This is a genomic window from uncultured Streptococcus sp., from assembly GCF_963511325.1.
Classification (GTDB): Bacteria; Bacillota; Bacilli; order Lactobacillales; family Streptococcaceae; genus Streptococcus.
The window spans coordinates 1-15,728 of record NZ_CAUPII010000035.1 but is presented as its reverse complement, the minus strand read 5'-3'; the positions used below and the strand labels follow the sequence as shown (position 1 = coordinate 15,728).

10 protein-coding genes are annotated in these 15,728 nt (G+C 40.9%); all 10 read right to left on the bottom strand.

Annotated elements, in window-relative coordinates; genetic code table 11:
- Positions 1–7,042, bottom strand: a 7,042-nt coding sequence (locus RQ973_RS08405) for an SIALI-17 repeat-containing surface protein (protein ID WP_311523632.1), incomplete at its 3' end; no start/stop codon positions are given.
- A gap of 323 nt (positions 7,043–7,365) precedes the next feature.
- A complete protein-coding gene (locus RQ973_RS08400) occupies positions 7,366–8,250 on the bottom strand; it encodes an ROK family protein (RefSeq protein WP_311523631.1) in 885 nt (294 codons plus the stop codon).
- Between the two features lie 15 nt (positions 8,251–8,265).
- Positions 8,266–9,183 carry a dihydrodipicolinate synthase family protein gene (locus tag RQ973_RS08395; protein WP_250307612.1) on the bottom strand — a complete coding sequence of 306 codons (918 nt, stop codon included), beginning with the start codon at positions 9,181–9,183 and terminating at the stop codon, positions 8,266–8,268.
- Positions 9,184–9,347: 164 nt separating this feature from the next.
- The gene (locus RQ973_RS08390; protein ID WP_070460764.1) at positions 9,348–9,998 is read right to left on the bottom strand and encodes a YesL family protein; all 651 of its coding nucleotides are present in this window, start codon (positions 9,996–9,998) and stop codon (positions 9,348–9,350) included.
- 20 nt (positions 9,999–10,018) lie between these two features.
- Positions 10,019–10,471 carry a YhcH/YjgK/YiaL family protein gene (locus tag RQ973_RS08385; RefSeq protein ID WP_311523630.1) on the bottom strand — a complete coding sequence of 151 codons (453 nt, stop codon included), beginning with the start codon at positions 10,469–10,471 and terminating at the stop codon, positions 10,019–10,021.
- Positions 10,472–10,914: 443 nt separating this feature from the next.
- On the bottom strand, positions 10,915–11,757 hold the full coding sequence (locus RQ973_RS08380; protein ID WP_311523629.1) for a carbohydrate ABC transporter permease: 843 nt from the start codon (positions 11,755–11,757) through the stop codon (positions 10,915–10,917).
- Between the two features lie 15 nt (positions 11,758–11,772).
- A complete protein-coding gene (locus tag RQ973_RS08375) occupies positions 11,773–12,639 on the bottom strand; it encodes a sugar ABC transporter permease (RefSeq protein WP_311520167.1) in 867 nt (288 codons plus the stop codon).
- Between the two features lie 232 nt (positions 12,640–12,871).
- A complete protein-coding gene (locus tag RQ973_RS08370) occupies positions 12,872–14,197 on the bottom strand; it encodes an ABC transporter substrate-binding protein (protein ID WP_311523628.1) in 1,326 nt (441 codons plus the stop codon).
- 117 nt (positions 14,198–14,314) lie between these two features.
- Entirely contained in the window at positions 14,315–15,013 is a 699-nt protein-coding gene (locus tag RQ973_RS08365) for an N-acetylmannosamine-6-phosphate 2-epimerase (protein ID WP_311523627.1), read from the bottom strand.
- A 296-nt stretch (positions 15,014–15,309) separates the two neighbouring features.
- A partial coding sequence (locus RQ973_RS08360; RefSeq protein ID WP_311523625.1) for an SIALI-17 repeat-containing surface protein occupies positions 15,310–15,728 on the bottom strand: 419 nt, incomplete at its 5' end.

Genomic DNA, 15,728 nt, shown 5'->3' with positions numbered 1-15,728 from the left:
CACGAGTAGCTGCTTCTTCGCCATTTGCTCCGCCAGTGAACTCTAGGACCTCGTTGATAGCAGCTTCTGATCCATTGACTCCACCAGTAAACTCTGGATCTTCTCCACGAATAACTGCTTCTTCACCATTTACTCCACCTGCAAATTCAGGAAGCTCATGACTAGCAGCCTCTGCGCCATTGACACTACCTGTGAACTCTGGGACTTCATGGATCGCTGGATCTGTTTTACCTGATTCAACTTTCTTAGTTCCGACTAGCACAATCTCATCTCGTGGCGCTTCCACAACTTCGCGAAGTTTTTCAGTACGGCTTCCATCTGATGTGACTTCTATGCTGACGCGTTCTTTGCCTTCACGACCGGCCTGAGCTACTCGAGTTTCACCTTCTGACAGAGTTGGGTCATCTTGCTTAACTGTCTTGAAGCTGAGAGCTTCTTCAACAACTTCAAGACTTGGCTGACTAAAGCTCAATTCTTTAACACCTTCACCTGGCACAGATGTTCCTTCAAAAGTACCAACTTCTATGACACGATCTTGAGCTTCTTCACGTTCAACCTTAACTGTCTTACGTGTGTCTCCATCTACTTCTACATAAGTCGTTACTTGACCTACTTTGCCCTCTGAAACAACTTGTTCCTTGCCTTTGGCTAGGAAGGCATTCTCGCGACGAACAGTATTAAAGGCGATTGATTCTGTCGTTACTTCAAGGCTTGGTTGCGTTTGAATTAAGACCTTATCTCCTTCAGTCGGAAGATTTGAATATTTTACTTCCTCTTTCGGAGTCGCTTGAAGTTGATTGATGGAAGTTAGAGCTGCTTGTAAGGCCTTATCGACTGCATCCTGTGTCTTAGCGTCTCTGATGGCAGTAAGGGATTGCTCTCCAAGTTCAACCAGTTTTTCCTGTGCAGCTACATCATCGACAAGTTCAGCAGCTTTTTTCTCGACTGCTGCAGCCAATTCTGCAATCGCCTTATGGCGGTCCACTTTAGACTCTTCTGATTTGCTTGGTTCTTCTGGTTTTGGATCCTCTTTTGGAGTCGCTTGAAGTTGGTTAATAGAAGCTAGGGCAGCTTGTAAAGCTTTATCTACTGCATCTTGAGTCTTAGCTTCTTCGATAGCAGCTAGAGCTTGTTCGGCCAACTCAACTAATTTCTTCTTAGCTTCTTTATCGTCACCAAGTTCTTTAGTCTTTCTTTCAATCGCTTCTGCCAGACTTGCCATAGCCTTGTCGTAGTCGATGGTTGGCTCTTCTGGTTTGCTTGGTTCTTCTGGTTTTGGTTCCTCTTTCGGAGTTGCTTGAAGTTGATTGATAGAAGTTAGAGCTGCTTGCAAGGCTTTGTCTACTGCATCCTGAGTTTTGGCTGCTTCGATCGCTGCGATGGCTTGTTCTGATAACTCGACTAGTTTCTTCTTAGCTTCCTTATCATCACCTAGTTCCTTAGTCTTGTTTTGAATAGCCTCTGCCAAACTTGCCATGGCCTTATCATAGTCAATCTTAGACTCTTCTGGTTTGCTTGGTTCTTCTGGTTTTGGATCCTCTTTCGGAGTCGCTTGAAGTTGATTGATGGAAGTTAGAGCTGCTTGTAAGGCCTTATCGACTGCATCCTGAGTCTTAGCTTCCTGGATAGCAGTAAGAGCTTGTTCGGATAACTCAACTAGTTTCTTCTTAGCTTCTTTATCGTTGCCTAGTTCCTTGCTCTTGTTTTGAATAGCTTCTGCCAAGCTTGCCATAGCCTTATCATAGTCAATCTTAGACTCTCCTGGTTTGCTTGGTTCTTCTGGTTTCGGATCTTCTTTCGGGGTCGCTTGAAGCTGATTGATAGAAGTTAGAGCTGCTTGCAAGGCTTTGTCTACTGCATCCTGTGTCTTGGCTGCTTCGATCGCTGCGATGGCTTGTTCTGATAACTCGACTAGTTTCTTCTTAGCTTCCTTATCATCACCTAGTTCCTTAGTCTTGTTTTGAATAGCCTCTGCCAAACTTGCCATGGCCTTATCATAGTCAATCTTAGACTCTTCTGGTTTGCTTGGTTCTTCTGGTTTTGGATCCTCTTTCGGAGTCGCTTGAAGTTGATTGATGGAAGTTAGAGCTGCTTGTAAGGCCTTATCGACTGCATCCTGAGTCTTAGCTTCCTGGATAGCAGTAAGAGCTTGTTCGGCCAACTCAACTAATTTCTTCTTAGCTTCCTTATCGTCACCAAGTTCTTTAGTCTTTCTTTCAATCGCTTCTGCTAGACTTGCCATAGCCTTGTCGTAGTTTGGCTCCTCTGGTTGGTCTGGTGTCGGTGTGTCATCTGAACCGTAGTTTTCTTCCTTATCAAGAATAGCTTGTAAGGTTGTGGCTGTCAGCATCATCTCTTGCGCATTGACAGTGCTTGCTGAAAGTTGTTCTGATAATTTGTCCAAGTTTGACTTGAAGGCTTGACGTGCCTCTGGAGTATTCTTCAAACTTGTTTGGTCAAATTTAACCAATTCATCCTTCCAATTCTTCATAGCTTGGATCAACTCTTCTTTGGTATAAAGAGCGCTATCTTCACCACGAGTGATGAACTGGTCAACTTGAATACCGATATTTCTAGAAGTATCATTTAGTTTTGGATCCAATTGCAAGGTTACAGCATGCCAACCTTCTTCTAGGCCAGTCAAACGAACAAGAGTCTGATCTCCTTGGCGTGTAGTTGCTGTACCACTGAAGTACTTCTTGCCATTGACATCAGTGGCATTTCCTTGACCATCTTGATACTCAAGTTCTTTACCATCCAGAGTTACCTTGTAGATACCATGTCCAGGATCAACAAAACCTTTGATTTCAAGACCTGTACCGTAGAAGTAGGCTGTTACGCTAGCATTTTTCTTTTGCTCTTCAGTCAAACGACCAAATGATGCCCAAGACTCAGTGTTTTGGTATTTGCCAGAAGAATTGGTTTCATGGTGCCAACCTGGGCTATAGTCAAGTTGACTGGCCTGATCATCATGACTGACTTGATCTTTTTGAAGCAATTCAGCTTTCATCACTCGAATCGTTGCTTCTGAAGCAAAGCCAAGCAAAGCTTCATCTGAAGCACTCGTCATTTTCACTTTGAAGTCAAAGATAGAGTCAGCTTGCTCCGTAAAGTCAATTGTCGGAATTGTCAAAGTCTTTTCTGTTTCACCATCTTGGAAGGTCAAATCAGCCGTTGTATCCTTATAAACTTTACCGTGAACCCCTGTTCCTGGCTCAGTCACAACATGAACTGTCGCAGCTCCCTTGCTACCACCAACACGTTTGATGGTTACAGTAACTGGTTGTCCTTTTTGAACTTCATAGGTTGTTTCTTTCAACTCAAACATACCTTTACCAGCATTGTTGAGCGTGTAGATACCTTCAGTTGCAATAGCTTTTCCAGTCTTGTTAACGAGTTTGATGGTATGTTCACCTGGAGCCAAGTCATCTGTTTCATAAACCATCTGGCTACGTTTACGAGCTGCATTATTGGTTTGTACATCTGCAACCTTTTGACCATCCACGTAAACCGACATTTCACCGTGGTTTGGATCCACTGTAGATACGACATAAGCCTTAGTTCCGTTGAAACGGTAGGTTACGCTTGCATCTTTTTGGTTAGTCCACATAGATGTTCCGCGGATACCTTCAGATTCGTCATACCAAGTTGTATTTGCTTTATCTGCTGTTGTATTTGAATGGTAGTCCAATCCAAGAGGGTAACCATCTGTCTTCTCGATACTGCTTGGAGTCTTATAAACAGAGAAGTTTGTCAAAATAGGTGTTGCTTGCGCACCAGTAATAGTCACACGAATCTTTTGTGCTTCTACTGGTTGACCTTGGATTAGGCGACGATAACCAATAGTTGAGCCTTCACCGTATGGTACCCAACGGCCATTGAGTTCAACTTCAACCTTGAAGCCAGAGATACGCTGACCTTTAGCGATATCTTCTTTGAGTTCAATCACGTCAAAGCGTCTCTTTTGACCAAGATCGACAGTAAATTCACCTGTCTTAGCATCATTTGCTAATGCCCAGCTAGTATCATCCTTACCATCTGTTAGGTGGCTTGCTTGATACAAGTGATTCTTACGAGTAGAGCTTGCAGTTACAGTTGCACCCTTAGCAAAGTCAGTCGCATACATTTGATCCAAGGTTGCTCGGAATTCTTTCAAACGAGCGACGTCTGCATCTGCGAATTTACCTTCTTTATTTGGTGGAATGTTGAGTAGAAGTGGCGTTCCACGACCAACAGACTTGAAGTAGATATCCATCAAATCTTTGATTGATTTCGGCTGTTGATTGTCATGGTAGAACCAACCTGAACGAATAGAAACGTCTGCTTCACCAACAGAGTACATATCCCCTTCTGGGTCTCCATGGTTGAGATATTCATTCTTCACATCGTCAGTGATTTTAGCTTTCTTAACCTTATGCCAAACTGGATCTCCAGCGATACCACGTTCATTACCGATCCAACGGACACTTGTCGGTTGAGCAGAGAAGATAGCGATATCTCCTTCAGCTTCCTTGATGTACTTGAACCACTCGTCAAAGGTGTAGGTTACTTTTTGAGCTCCGCTACCACGCGCACCATCCATCCACACTTCGATAAATTTACCCTTATTTCCGTATTTAGGATTACCAAGGATTTCCTTGAGTTGGTTAAGGTAGTATTCATTGTACTCTTTTTCAGTTGAAACATGATATTTAGGGTTATTGGCATCCCATGGTGATAGGTAAACACCCATATTCATGTCATATTTCGTTGCTGATTTAGAGATTTCTTCGAGAAGGTCTCCCTTACCGTCTTTCCATGGACTTGCAGCCACCGTATGGTCTGTGTATTTAGATGGATAAATCACAAAACCGTCGTGGTGTTTGACAACCATGATTGTTCGTTTGAACCCAGCATCCTTCAAAGTCTTAATCCACTGGTCTGTATCAAGGTTTGTCGGATTAAAGTTTTGAGGATTTTCTCTACCATTTCCCCACTCAGAGTTGGTATAAGTATTCATCCCATAGTGGATGAAGGCAGCCAATTCTTCCTTGTGGTAGTCCAATTGGGCCTTGCTTGGTAGTGGTCCATAGTTTCCAATTTCTGTTTCTTCGTCTTTTGGATCCACTACTGGAGTTGCAGGAGTTACTGGTTTTGAATCTTCAATTTTTTCGTATTCAAAAATAACTTGGTTCACTCCTTTATGTTGGATTGTTGCTTCTTGACTTGCATTGACTGCACGGTAGCCTGCAATTTCTTTGGCTTGGAATCTATGAACAAAGGAAACTTCATATTCTTTACCATCGTTATTGTCAACAGTTGCAGGTGCCAATTCTTGGTCGGTACCTTTCAAACGATAATGAACGTCAAAGGAACCTTTATTGACCTTATAAACAACCTTGATAACGCGAGTTCCTGCAGGAGCCTTGCTCACAACACTATAATCATCTTCCCAAGCGTCTTTTAGTTGCTTGTTGACAGTTTTGCCGTCAATCGATACAATCTCATATTTTTCTTTATTCTTCTTGAAGAAGTCAGTCTTTTCAATTTCTGTTTTATAATTATAGTCGAACTGAGTTCCAACTTCTGTCTTTTCAACAAAAGTATCGTTTTCTTTGACTGGATTATCATTTTGGTCTAGGTGTTCAACAACAACTCGTCCATAATCAACACCTTCAAGAAGAGTCGCTACACCACTTTCATCGAAGGAATATTTGTTTTCACCGATAACAGCTGTCTTATTTCGAAGCATTTCTCCCTCTGGAGTGAAGTAATAACGATTGCCGTTATCGCCTTGATACCAGCCTTTAACACCGTATTTGTCAATGATTTCTTTGACCCATGCCAATTGTTCTGGTGAGAGGACAAGCCCTCCTCCAAAGCGATCTTTTTCAGCAATGTTCGCATTATCGACAGTTCCACGTTGGTGGATCCCAATGACCTTACCATCACCGTTGATAATTCCACCACCTGAAAGACCTGATACAGAAGTCAAACGATAAGTGACACCAACTGTTCCCTTATCATCATACTTTTCAGTACCTTTAACAACACCGTCCGCCTTATACAATTGACCTGGAACAATTGGTTCCTTCAATTCTGGAGAAGTTGAATCTGTAGGGTAACCGATGGTGCTAACAGGTTCTCCAGCTTTGTATTCTCGATGTTCTGCTAAAGGAGTAAAGGTAGCTGCCTTATTTGGACTTGCAATTGAAAGTGGAACTGGAGCTACAACCAAGGCTAGGTCATTCTTATAGCCTTCACCGAATTTTTCTTTATTCCAGAAATGAATATCTTTTTCCTTGAACAAAACAGTATTTCCAGAGCTTGGCAAAGAATTATTCTTAGCAGTATTTGAACCTACATTGTAATAGAACTTAGCCGTATCACCACCACGGATAGAACCCGCATTAGTATCTGCATCCTTGACCAAGAAGTTGTGAGCCACTGTCAAGATGACATTTGGAGCAACAAAGATACCTGAACCTGAGTTAAGGTATCGCTGACTACCGCCATTGGCCAAAGGTGAGCTAAAGATTGAATAAACCATAGTAGCAGATGTTGCTGGTTGACCTTCATAATTGATATGCTTAAGGTCTTGTCCGCCATTGATAATGGCTCTATTTTCTTTTCCAGCTTCAGATGGAGCTGCTTCTGTAGGTTTCAAAATGCTCTTAGTCTCTACTTGTGGGCTTTCTTTTTCTGATACAATAGCTGCAGTATCCACTTTTTTCACTTGTGTATCAGGATAAGCACGATCAGGGATTTCTTCAGGGAGTAAATCACCAGCCACTTCAGCAGTTTTTCCTTCCTCTGACACTTTCTCGACAGCAGGTTCTGTTTTTTCAGTTACTTCTTCTTTGACTGCTTCTTCTTTTTTATGATCTACATCTGCCACTTCTTTTGCTTGACTATCTACTTCAAGTTTTGGTTCTGTCACAAGTTCACTAGCCGCAACATTACCAGATGCAAAAAAAGCAAGACCGACTGCTACAGAAGCAACACCAACAGTCAGTTTACGAATACTAAATATTCGACCTTTTTCTAAAAAATATTGTTTCATCAAATACTCCTAATTTTCTAGAGCAGTCAGCTACTGCCCGAGCCCAGTGTTATCTGGCGACAATTTTTGTTTGATTCCCTAGATTAAAATTCTTTCTCTGAGCTATTTATTTTAAGTAAATATAAGATTGTAGAAATCGCTTACATTTTCAAAAAATAAAATAATGCTTCCATTAGCAAAAATTTTACCTAGAGTTTCAGCAGTATAATAAATATACTATATTATCCTGAAAAATGCAAGGGTTTCCAAAGTTTTAACTAGATTTTTACTAAATGCTTTTGCCACTATTTACCACTAAAAAATCCTAAAGTGGCAAGGCCAGCTTAGGATTGTTTTGTTTTGAAGTGATAGTAAGCTCCAAGCATACCCGCAGTATTTTGATGACGCGCAAACTCTAATCTTGTTTTTTCCGCTAAACTTGGAACAAGCGCATCTTTCAGAGCTGTACGAATTTTCGGTTTCAAAATCGCTTCCTGCCCCATAATACCACCACCTAGTATAACAACCTCTGGATTGGCAACATAACAAATGTTAGCAAGACCTTTCCCAAGATAGTCTACCATACGGTCAATTCCCTCCATACAGAGTTTATTGCCTTCTGTAGCTTCTTTGAAAATTCTACGACCATTCCAATGGGCTACTTCTTCACCATGAGCCTTAGCTACATACTCAACCAAGGCAGTTGTAGAAGCTAAATCTTGGAAAGCCCCATCCTGCATATGCATATAGCCGACTTCACAGGCAGAATTACTAAATCCATGGAAAATCTGGCCGTCAATGATTAAGCAACCGCCGATACCTGTTCCGATGGTCAAACAAAGCGTTATTCCTGCACCTTTTCCAGAACCAGAAACAGCTTCTGCTAGCCCTGCACAGTTGACATCATTTTCAATTTCACAAGGAACTTGGAAACTTTCTTCAATTTCTTTTTTAAATTGAGTCCCTGCATAGTTCGGGATCTGTGGACCAGCATAGAAAATCTCACCCTTATCAGGATCAACCATTCCCGCAGAGGAAATGGCGACACCTGACACTGGACCTTTTTCGAGATAGCTAGCTACGATATCTTTTGTCTTTTGTAAGATGTGGGGACCACCCTTGTGAGCCTCAGTCGCTACTTCGTGAGACTCTACAAGTTGTCCATCTTGGTCAATCAAACCGTATTTGATATTAGTTCCACCAATATCAATTGCAACATAATTAGTCATAAAGCCTCCTATTGATTAGAGGAAACGCTCCTTAGTTTCACGAATCAATTGAGCAGCTGCTTCGACAACTGGACGATCTTCTTCGGTCACTGGTGTAAGTGGAGAACGAACTGATCCGATGTTAAGTCCTTCATTGATTTTCAAGACTTCTTTAATCACACAGTACATATTCCCATGAGCTGCAGTCAATTTACCGATGATAGCGTTGATAGCGTATTGCAATTCACGCGCTGTTTCTAGGTCCTTATCCGCAATCAATTGGTTGAGTTTCAAGAAGAGTTCTGGCATAGCACCATAAGTACCACCGATACCAGCTTTTGCTCCCATGAGACGTCCGCCTAGGAATTGTTCGTCTGGACCGTTAAAGACGATACGGTCTTCACCACCAAGGCTAACGAATGTTTGAATATCTTGAACTGCCATTGAGGAGTTCTTAACACCGATAACACGTGGGTTTTTCAACATTTCTGTGTAAAGGCTTGGAGTCAAAGCAACACCAGCCAATTGAGGAATGTTGTAGATAACATAGTCTGTATTTGGTGCTGCAGCACTGATATCGTTCCAGTATTTAGCAACTGAGTACTCAGGCAAACGGAAGTAAATTGGTGGGATTGTTGCGATAGCATCTACTCCCAAACTTTCTGCATGACGAGCCAGTTCAATACTATCTTTGGTATTGTTACAAGCTACGTGAGCAATGATCGTCAATTTACCTTTGGCAACTGCCATGACTTCTTCCAAGATCAATTTGCGGTCTTCTACACTTTGGTAGATACATTCACCTGAAGAACCGTTGACATAAAGTCCTTGAACACCTTTATCAATAAAGTATTGCACCAAAGCACGAGTACGTTCTGGGCTTACTTCGCCCGCATCATCATAACATGCGTAGAAGGCAGGAATGACGCCTTCATATTTTTTTAAATCTGACATAGATTTCTCCTAAGATTTCTTATTTTCTGCTCTGGGCAGATGATTTTTTACTATTTTAGTATACACCTTGTGAAAAGCGCTTTCAATACATCTCAGCCACTTAGATTTTAATTTCTATTCATCTCCCATAGCTTTTCATGTTTGAAAGTAGTTTCATATCATTTTCAATCTGCTTGATATTTAGCAAACAATTTTTCCATTAATCCAGCTTGGCAAAAGGCAAGAAGGCCAAAGCCAAAAAGTAGAAATGCTGATCCACCGAGCACTAGAGTAAAGCCCGATAGATAGAGAAGCATCATGATTAATAAAATAATCGCAAACATCAAGAAGAACCACACGAAGTTAAAGCTAACTAAGAGCAAGCCCTTTTGAAGAACTTCTTTCCAAGTTAAGTCATAGCGTGCTGCAATTGGATAACTAGCCAACATAACTAGGGTTAAAAATATCAGTATTCCCAAGCAAATGGCTTTAATGAGCTGGAAGCCTAGGCTGGTTTGCCCCCAGAATAGAGATAAATCAACAACGCTAATCAGAAAAATTCCTAGTTCCAACAAACCTAACTGGAGACCTAATTTCAAATTTTGCTTAAAGGCTCTCATATAAGTTTTAAAAACAGGAACACGACGACTACTCTTAACTTCGAAGATTGTCTGATAGAGACTGATTTTTGCAACACCGATCGTCACAATAGGCAAACAAGACACAACAAAGAGCAGATTAACCGTCACGATATCTAAAACCTTCTCACAAAATCGCATAAGAAAGTTATCCGTATCGAATGCCGCTTTTATCAATCCAGATCCTTTATGTGCCATTGTTTGCTCCTCCTAACTGACTAATCGATTAAAATTTTAAATAAGTATTTGCGAACTTTATCTTCCATACCTGCATAGCCATTAGGCTGATGAGGTTCACCTGGGAAAAAGACTGCAAAATTGTGATAACCCAATAAAAGTGGGTATTGTTCGTGGCAATGAACAAAGCCGATATCACTAGCTTCGTCAAAGGCTACAGCCTCATCTTTGACACGAGAACCATAGCTAGAGTACTCATGCCCTTCAACCAACAAATGCAAATCTGCATATTTTTTATGATGCTCAAAGCGATCATTTTCCTCTTGGTTAAGAACATTTTCCTGTACAACTAAGAAAACCTTATCCCCATCAATCTCGTATTTTCCTAATTCAAAGCTATCCTTACGATGCTCATAGAGATAATCGATGGCCTTATCGAGATTTGGATGAATTCCCTTGTAAAAGCTAATGTTTTTTAAATCATCAAAAATCATAGTAATTTCCTTCGCTTCTGATGCTTATTTCCAATTTGATTTATCTTTTTATAATTTCCCTTAAATAGTGCGGACGGAAGGTAAAATTATCCAGTGGATGATTTTAGAAAACCATGAAATGAAAGACCTAATTTTTGAGCTCCTCGCTCATTCATTTCTAGGCTCAGGCTAAAATAGTTCCCCGAACTATTTTACTCTCAAAAATTCCGTCCAAGATAAGTACAACATACTTATCTTGGATACCACTAAGATGGGAAATAACTATTCTAAATAGTATCTAAAAAGTCAAAAATTAAGTTTATAAGTGTCTAACAAAACTTCATGAAGTAAGCAACTCCTCTCCATTTTGTAGACACTTATATATCCTGTATTCTCTTAGTCTATCAACTATACTTCTGCACACTGATAAACAGATTGTACTATATTCAATTTTCGCAGAGTACTTATCCTTTGACAGCTCCCATAGTAATACCTTGAGTAAATGATTTTTGGAATACTAAGAAGACTGTTACGATTGGCACAGCTGCAAGGGCGGCACCCGCCATAATCAAACCATAGTTAGTTGCCATCTCCGCCTGCATGGTCGCAACCCCGAGTGAGATGGTCAAGTTTTGACGTGAAGTCAACATAACCAACTGCATGAAGTAGTCATTCCATGTATTGATGAAGGTAAAGATTGCAAGAGCTGCAAATCCAGGTTTTACAATAGGGAAGGCTACGCTCCAGAAAGTACGAATCTCACCACATCCATCGATTTTAGCAGATTCGAGCAATTCTGTAGGAATGTTTTCACTGAACTGTTTCATAAGGAAGACCCCGAATGGCCATCCGATTAAAGGCAAGATAACTGCCCAAAGAGTGTCATGGATTCCCATGAAGTTGACGATACGTACCAATGGTACAAGGACAACTTGTTTTGGAAGAGCCATGGCAGCGATAAAGATTGCAAAGAGAATGCGTTGTCCATAGAAACGTTTCTTAGCCAATACATAACCTGCTAGTGAAGAGGTTGCACAAACCAAGAACATGGTTACCAAAGAAATGAATACTGAGTTCCACATCCATTGCAAGGCTGGGTTTTGCACCATCAATTGTTGGAAGTTCTCCATTGTTGGAGCTTTAGGGAACCATTGTGGTGGAATCATAATGGTATCTGGTTGTGATTTGAATGCACCTGTCAAGATCCAGTAGAATGGGAAGATAAAGAGTACAGTCAACAAGAGCAAAATGATTGTTGAAATAACAGTAAAGGCTGTTAATGGTTTCTTTTGTTGTGTAGGTTTCATAGCTGTCTCCTTTCCTTAGTATTCTACATCGTTTCCGAGGATCTTGAATTGAGCGAAGCTGACAAGGGCAATCATAACTGCCAAGAATACACCAATAGTATTGGCATAGCCATATTCAGTCAATTGGAAGGCTTTTTCGTAAAGGTAGTACATAAGTGTACTTGTTGAGTAGTTTGGTCCACCAGATGTCAAAAGCTGAATAAGGGCGAAACACTGGAATGAGTTGATAGTTGTGATGATTGCGATATAAAGAGTTGTTGGAAGCAGGCTTGGCCATTTAATCTTCCAGAAAACTTGAAACTCAGTAGCGCCATCAACACGCGCCGCTTCAACAAGTGAATTGTCAATATTTCCCATTGCCGCGATGTAAAGGATAATCGGTTGACCAACAGAAGTTGTCAAAAGGATAATCATAATCGCAAGCAAAGCCCAGTTTTTATCTCCGAGCCAAGAAATGTTCTGGCTGATAATGTTGCTTGACTTAAGGACAAAGTTCAAAATACCTGATAGTGGATCGTAGATCCATTTCCAAACAACCGTAACGGCAACACTACCAGTAACTACAGGTAGGAAGAATACGAAACGGTAGAAAGATCTAGCAACTGCATTTTGTTGGTAGGTTTGTGATGCCACAAAGAGTGAGAAAAGTACAACGACCGGTACAGATCCGATAACCAAGATAACGGTGTTGATTAAAGACTTCATAAAGACAGGGTCTTTAAACATGCGGATGTAGTTGTCCAATCCCACAAACTCAAAGCTAGTCATCGAGTAGTTAAAAAAACTAGTGATGAAGCCCATGATCATTGGAGCTAAGACGAAGACGGTAAAGAAGATTAATACTGGTGCTAAGAATGCGTAGGAAATCACTGTTTCCCGCATACGGATTTTATTGACTTTCACAGTCGGCACCTCACTTTCAAATAGTTTTTGTTTTTTGATTGTCGTCTGACATTGATGTAAAATCAAAATGAAATTTTTTCTAAGATTAGCCTATGTAAGAACTTCATTTTAATTTTGACCTGTCAGTTCCTTACATTTTAAACAAAAGTCCCCCTTTTCGTGTACGAATGTTCACAGGGAAAAGGGGGGGACTCAACTTTTAAATTCGGGCTTATTGTTTAGCTGCTTTTTTGATAGTTTCGTTTGCTTTTTCAGTGAATGCTTTCAAAGCTTCTGCTGGTTGCTCATCGCCGTTTGATACAGCTTGCAACATTGGGAACCAAAGAGTTCTCATCTCAGCAAATCCATCAATTGTGTTGTAGTATGGTGAGTAGTATTGAGTCCAGCCACTGATTGTTTCCATACGTTTGTCATCATAAAGTTTACCAAATGAAGTACGAACTGGGAATGCGCCTGTACGAACAACGTCTTTAGGACCCCACTCTTTATCATCTGCGATGAATTGGATGAATTTCTTAGCTGCTGCGACTTTCTTTTCGTCTTTGTTATTAAATACTGCGAATCCGTTTACAAGGTATTCAAGAGCTGGTTTGCCTGAGTCAGATGGGAATGGTACTTCTACCACTTCAACTTTACTTGCTTCCAAAAGTTTAGCTTGGATACCGTTTTGAGCTGGTGCCCAAAGGATTGTGTATGAAGTTTGACCGTTTGCAAAGTTTTGGATGTCTGCTCCACCGTCAAATTGTGAACCGTTGTTCAACAAACCGTCTTTGATCCAGCTAGCTGCTTTTTCAAGACCTTTAACGAATTTAGGATCGTCAGTTGTATATTTAGTTACTTCTTTATCAGTTACAGAACCGCCGTAAAGGTTAGCGATGAAGGCACGTGTTCCTTGGTCTCCCCCTTGACCAGAACTGAACAATGAACCTGGAGTATATCCTTTATCTTTAAGCGCTTTCAAAACTTTTTCAAAGTCGTCTGTTGTCCAACCTTCTTTAACAAGGTTAGCTACACCAGCGTCTTCCAACATTTTCTTGTTCATAGCCATGTAGAATGGTGCAGAACTGATTGGATACATGTAAGCTTTGTCGCCAGCCTTACTTGCTTGTACGATGTTTTCGTTGTTAACATCTTTCACAAATTCATCTGTAAAGAGGTCATTCAACTCAGCCAATTTACCATTTTTACCGTAATTGATGATACGACCTGGTGCATCGAAAAGTACATCTGGAGCTGTTCCAGCTTCGATAGCTGTCGTGATTTTTTCTGGTCCAGACTTGAAGTCGATTGTTTCTAGTTTAACTTTGATATCTGGATTTGCTTTTTCGAATGCTTCGATGATAGATTTTTCATAAGTTCCTACACCGTCACCAGATTTTTCTTGAGTGAAGACTGGGAAAGCCCACCAAGTGATTTCTGTTGTTGCTGCATCGCCTGATTTGGCTGCATCTTTGTTAGCGTCTGATTTGCCACAAGCAGCAAGTGATAGAACCGCAGCACCCGCAAGTACTGTACAAGCTAATTTTCTAAATTTCATTTGTATTCTCCTAAATGATGTTAAGCGTATCCGAATTGGATAAAGAGCAATATCGACTTTGTATACGTTTTCATTTCTTCCTACTAATCAACCACTCTCCTCGTTTTTTATATTGTGTTATTTAAGACCTGCAACAAAGCGTTCCGTAATCTCTTTTGGTCTAGTAATAGCGCCACCTACAACGATGCCTCGAACCCCATAACCTAGGATTTGCTTAGCTTGTTCTGGTGTGTGAATTTTCCCTTCTGCAATGACATCCACGCCGGCATCACAGAGTTTCTTGATCAATTCGAAATCAGGACCATCCACTTTTGGACTGTAAGATGTATACCCCGATAAGGTTGTTCCGACAAAGTCAATTCCTGCCTCTACTGCTGCTAGTCCTTCTTCGAAAGTACTTGTATCCGCCATCAATAATTGATTTGGATATTTTTCCTTCACTTGGCGAATAAATTCTTGAATCTCTAAGCCGTCATAACGTTCACGCTTAGTACAATCAAGAGCGATAACTTCGATATCAAGCGCAGCTAATTCATCCACTTCCTTCATTGTAGCAGTGATGAATGGTTCCTGTGGTGGATAATCACGTTTGATAATTCCGATAATCGGAAGTTTTGTGACCTCTTTGATTTCCTTAATATCCCGAACACTATTTGCTCGGATACCGACTGCTCCACCTTGTTCAGCTGCTTTCACCAACAAGGGGATTACTCCTCCCGCTTCTGTGTAGAGCGGTTCATGAGGAAGTGCCTGACAAGAAACGATGATTCCATCTTTGATTTGTTCAATCAAGGCTTCTTTACTAATTTGTGGCATCTACTTTCCTCCTTTTCTTTTCCTTTGTGTTTATGTGACTATTATAGCTTATTATTAAAGCGCTTTCAATAACTTGTACTAGAATAGATTGGAGTTTCAAAACAATTTTATCCAACAGTTTCTTCTGAAAGTAGTTTCAGGGACCTAAAATTCATCCCAACATCACATAATCCCTAACTAAAAACATCCTTTTTTCTCGCAAACATGAAAGAAAAAGGCCGTAACACGTTCTGGTTACGACACTTTCTATTAAAGAGCAAGCTTCTTTACAAAACCTTTAAGTTTTATCTATTTCACTAATATTCTTTTTTCTTACCAATGGCGAACATACCAAGAAGCATCCCCACAAGCCCTACACTTGCAAGAGTTGCAACATCTTCACTTCCAGTTTCAGGAAGAGCTTGCTGATGTATTGCTGGCGCTGCTGGTGCCTGATAGGTCTTATCTTGTGACATGGCCTGAACCACAATCTCTTGCTCACCTTTGAACTCTGGGACTTCATGGACAGCTGCTTCTGCACCATTAACTCCACCAACAAATTCTGGAGATTCTGCTTTTGCTGCTTCTACTGCGTTCACACCACCTGCAAATTCTGGAGCATCAGCTACGGCTGCTTCCTCGCCATTGACATCGCTATTAAATTCTGGAACTTCATGGACAGCTGCTTCTACTGCATTAACGCCACCTTCAAACTCTGGAACTTCATGAACCGCTG

Coding starts and splice junctions, on each gene's coding strand:
- RQ973_RS08400 (WP_311523631.1), bottom strand. CDS start 8,250: ATGACTAATTATGTTGCAATTGATATTGGTGGAACTAATATCAAATAC.
- RQ973_RS08395 (WP_250307612.1), bottom strand. CDS start 9,183: ATGTCAGATTTAAAAAAATATGAAGGCGTCATTCCTGCCTTCTACGCA.
- RQ973_RS08390 (WP_070460764.1), bottom strand. CDS start 9,998: ATGGCACATAAAGGATCTGGATTGATAAAAGCGGCATTCGATACGGAT.
- RQ973_RS08385 (WP_311523630.1), bottom strand. CDS start 10,471: ATGATTTTTGATGATTTAAAAAACATTAGCTTTTACAAGGGAATTCAT.
- RQ973_RS08380 (WP_311523629.1), bottom strand. CDS start 11,757: ATGAAACCTACACAACAAAAGAAACCATTAACAGCCTTTACTGTTATT.
- RQ973_RS08375 (WP_311520167.1), bottom strand. CDS start 12,639: ATGCGGGAAACAGTGATTTCCTACGCATTCTTAGCACCAGTATTAATC.
- RQ973_RS08370 (WP_311523628.1), bottom strand. CDS start 14,197: ATGAAATTTAGAAAATTAGCTTGTACAGTACTTGCGGGTGCTGCGGTT.
- RQ973_RS08365 (WP_311523627.1), bottom strand. CDS start 15,013: ATGCCACAAATTAGTAAAGAAGCCTTGATTGAACAAATCAAAGATGGA.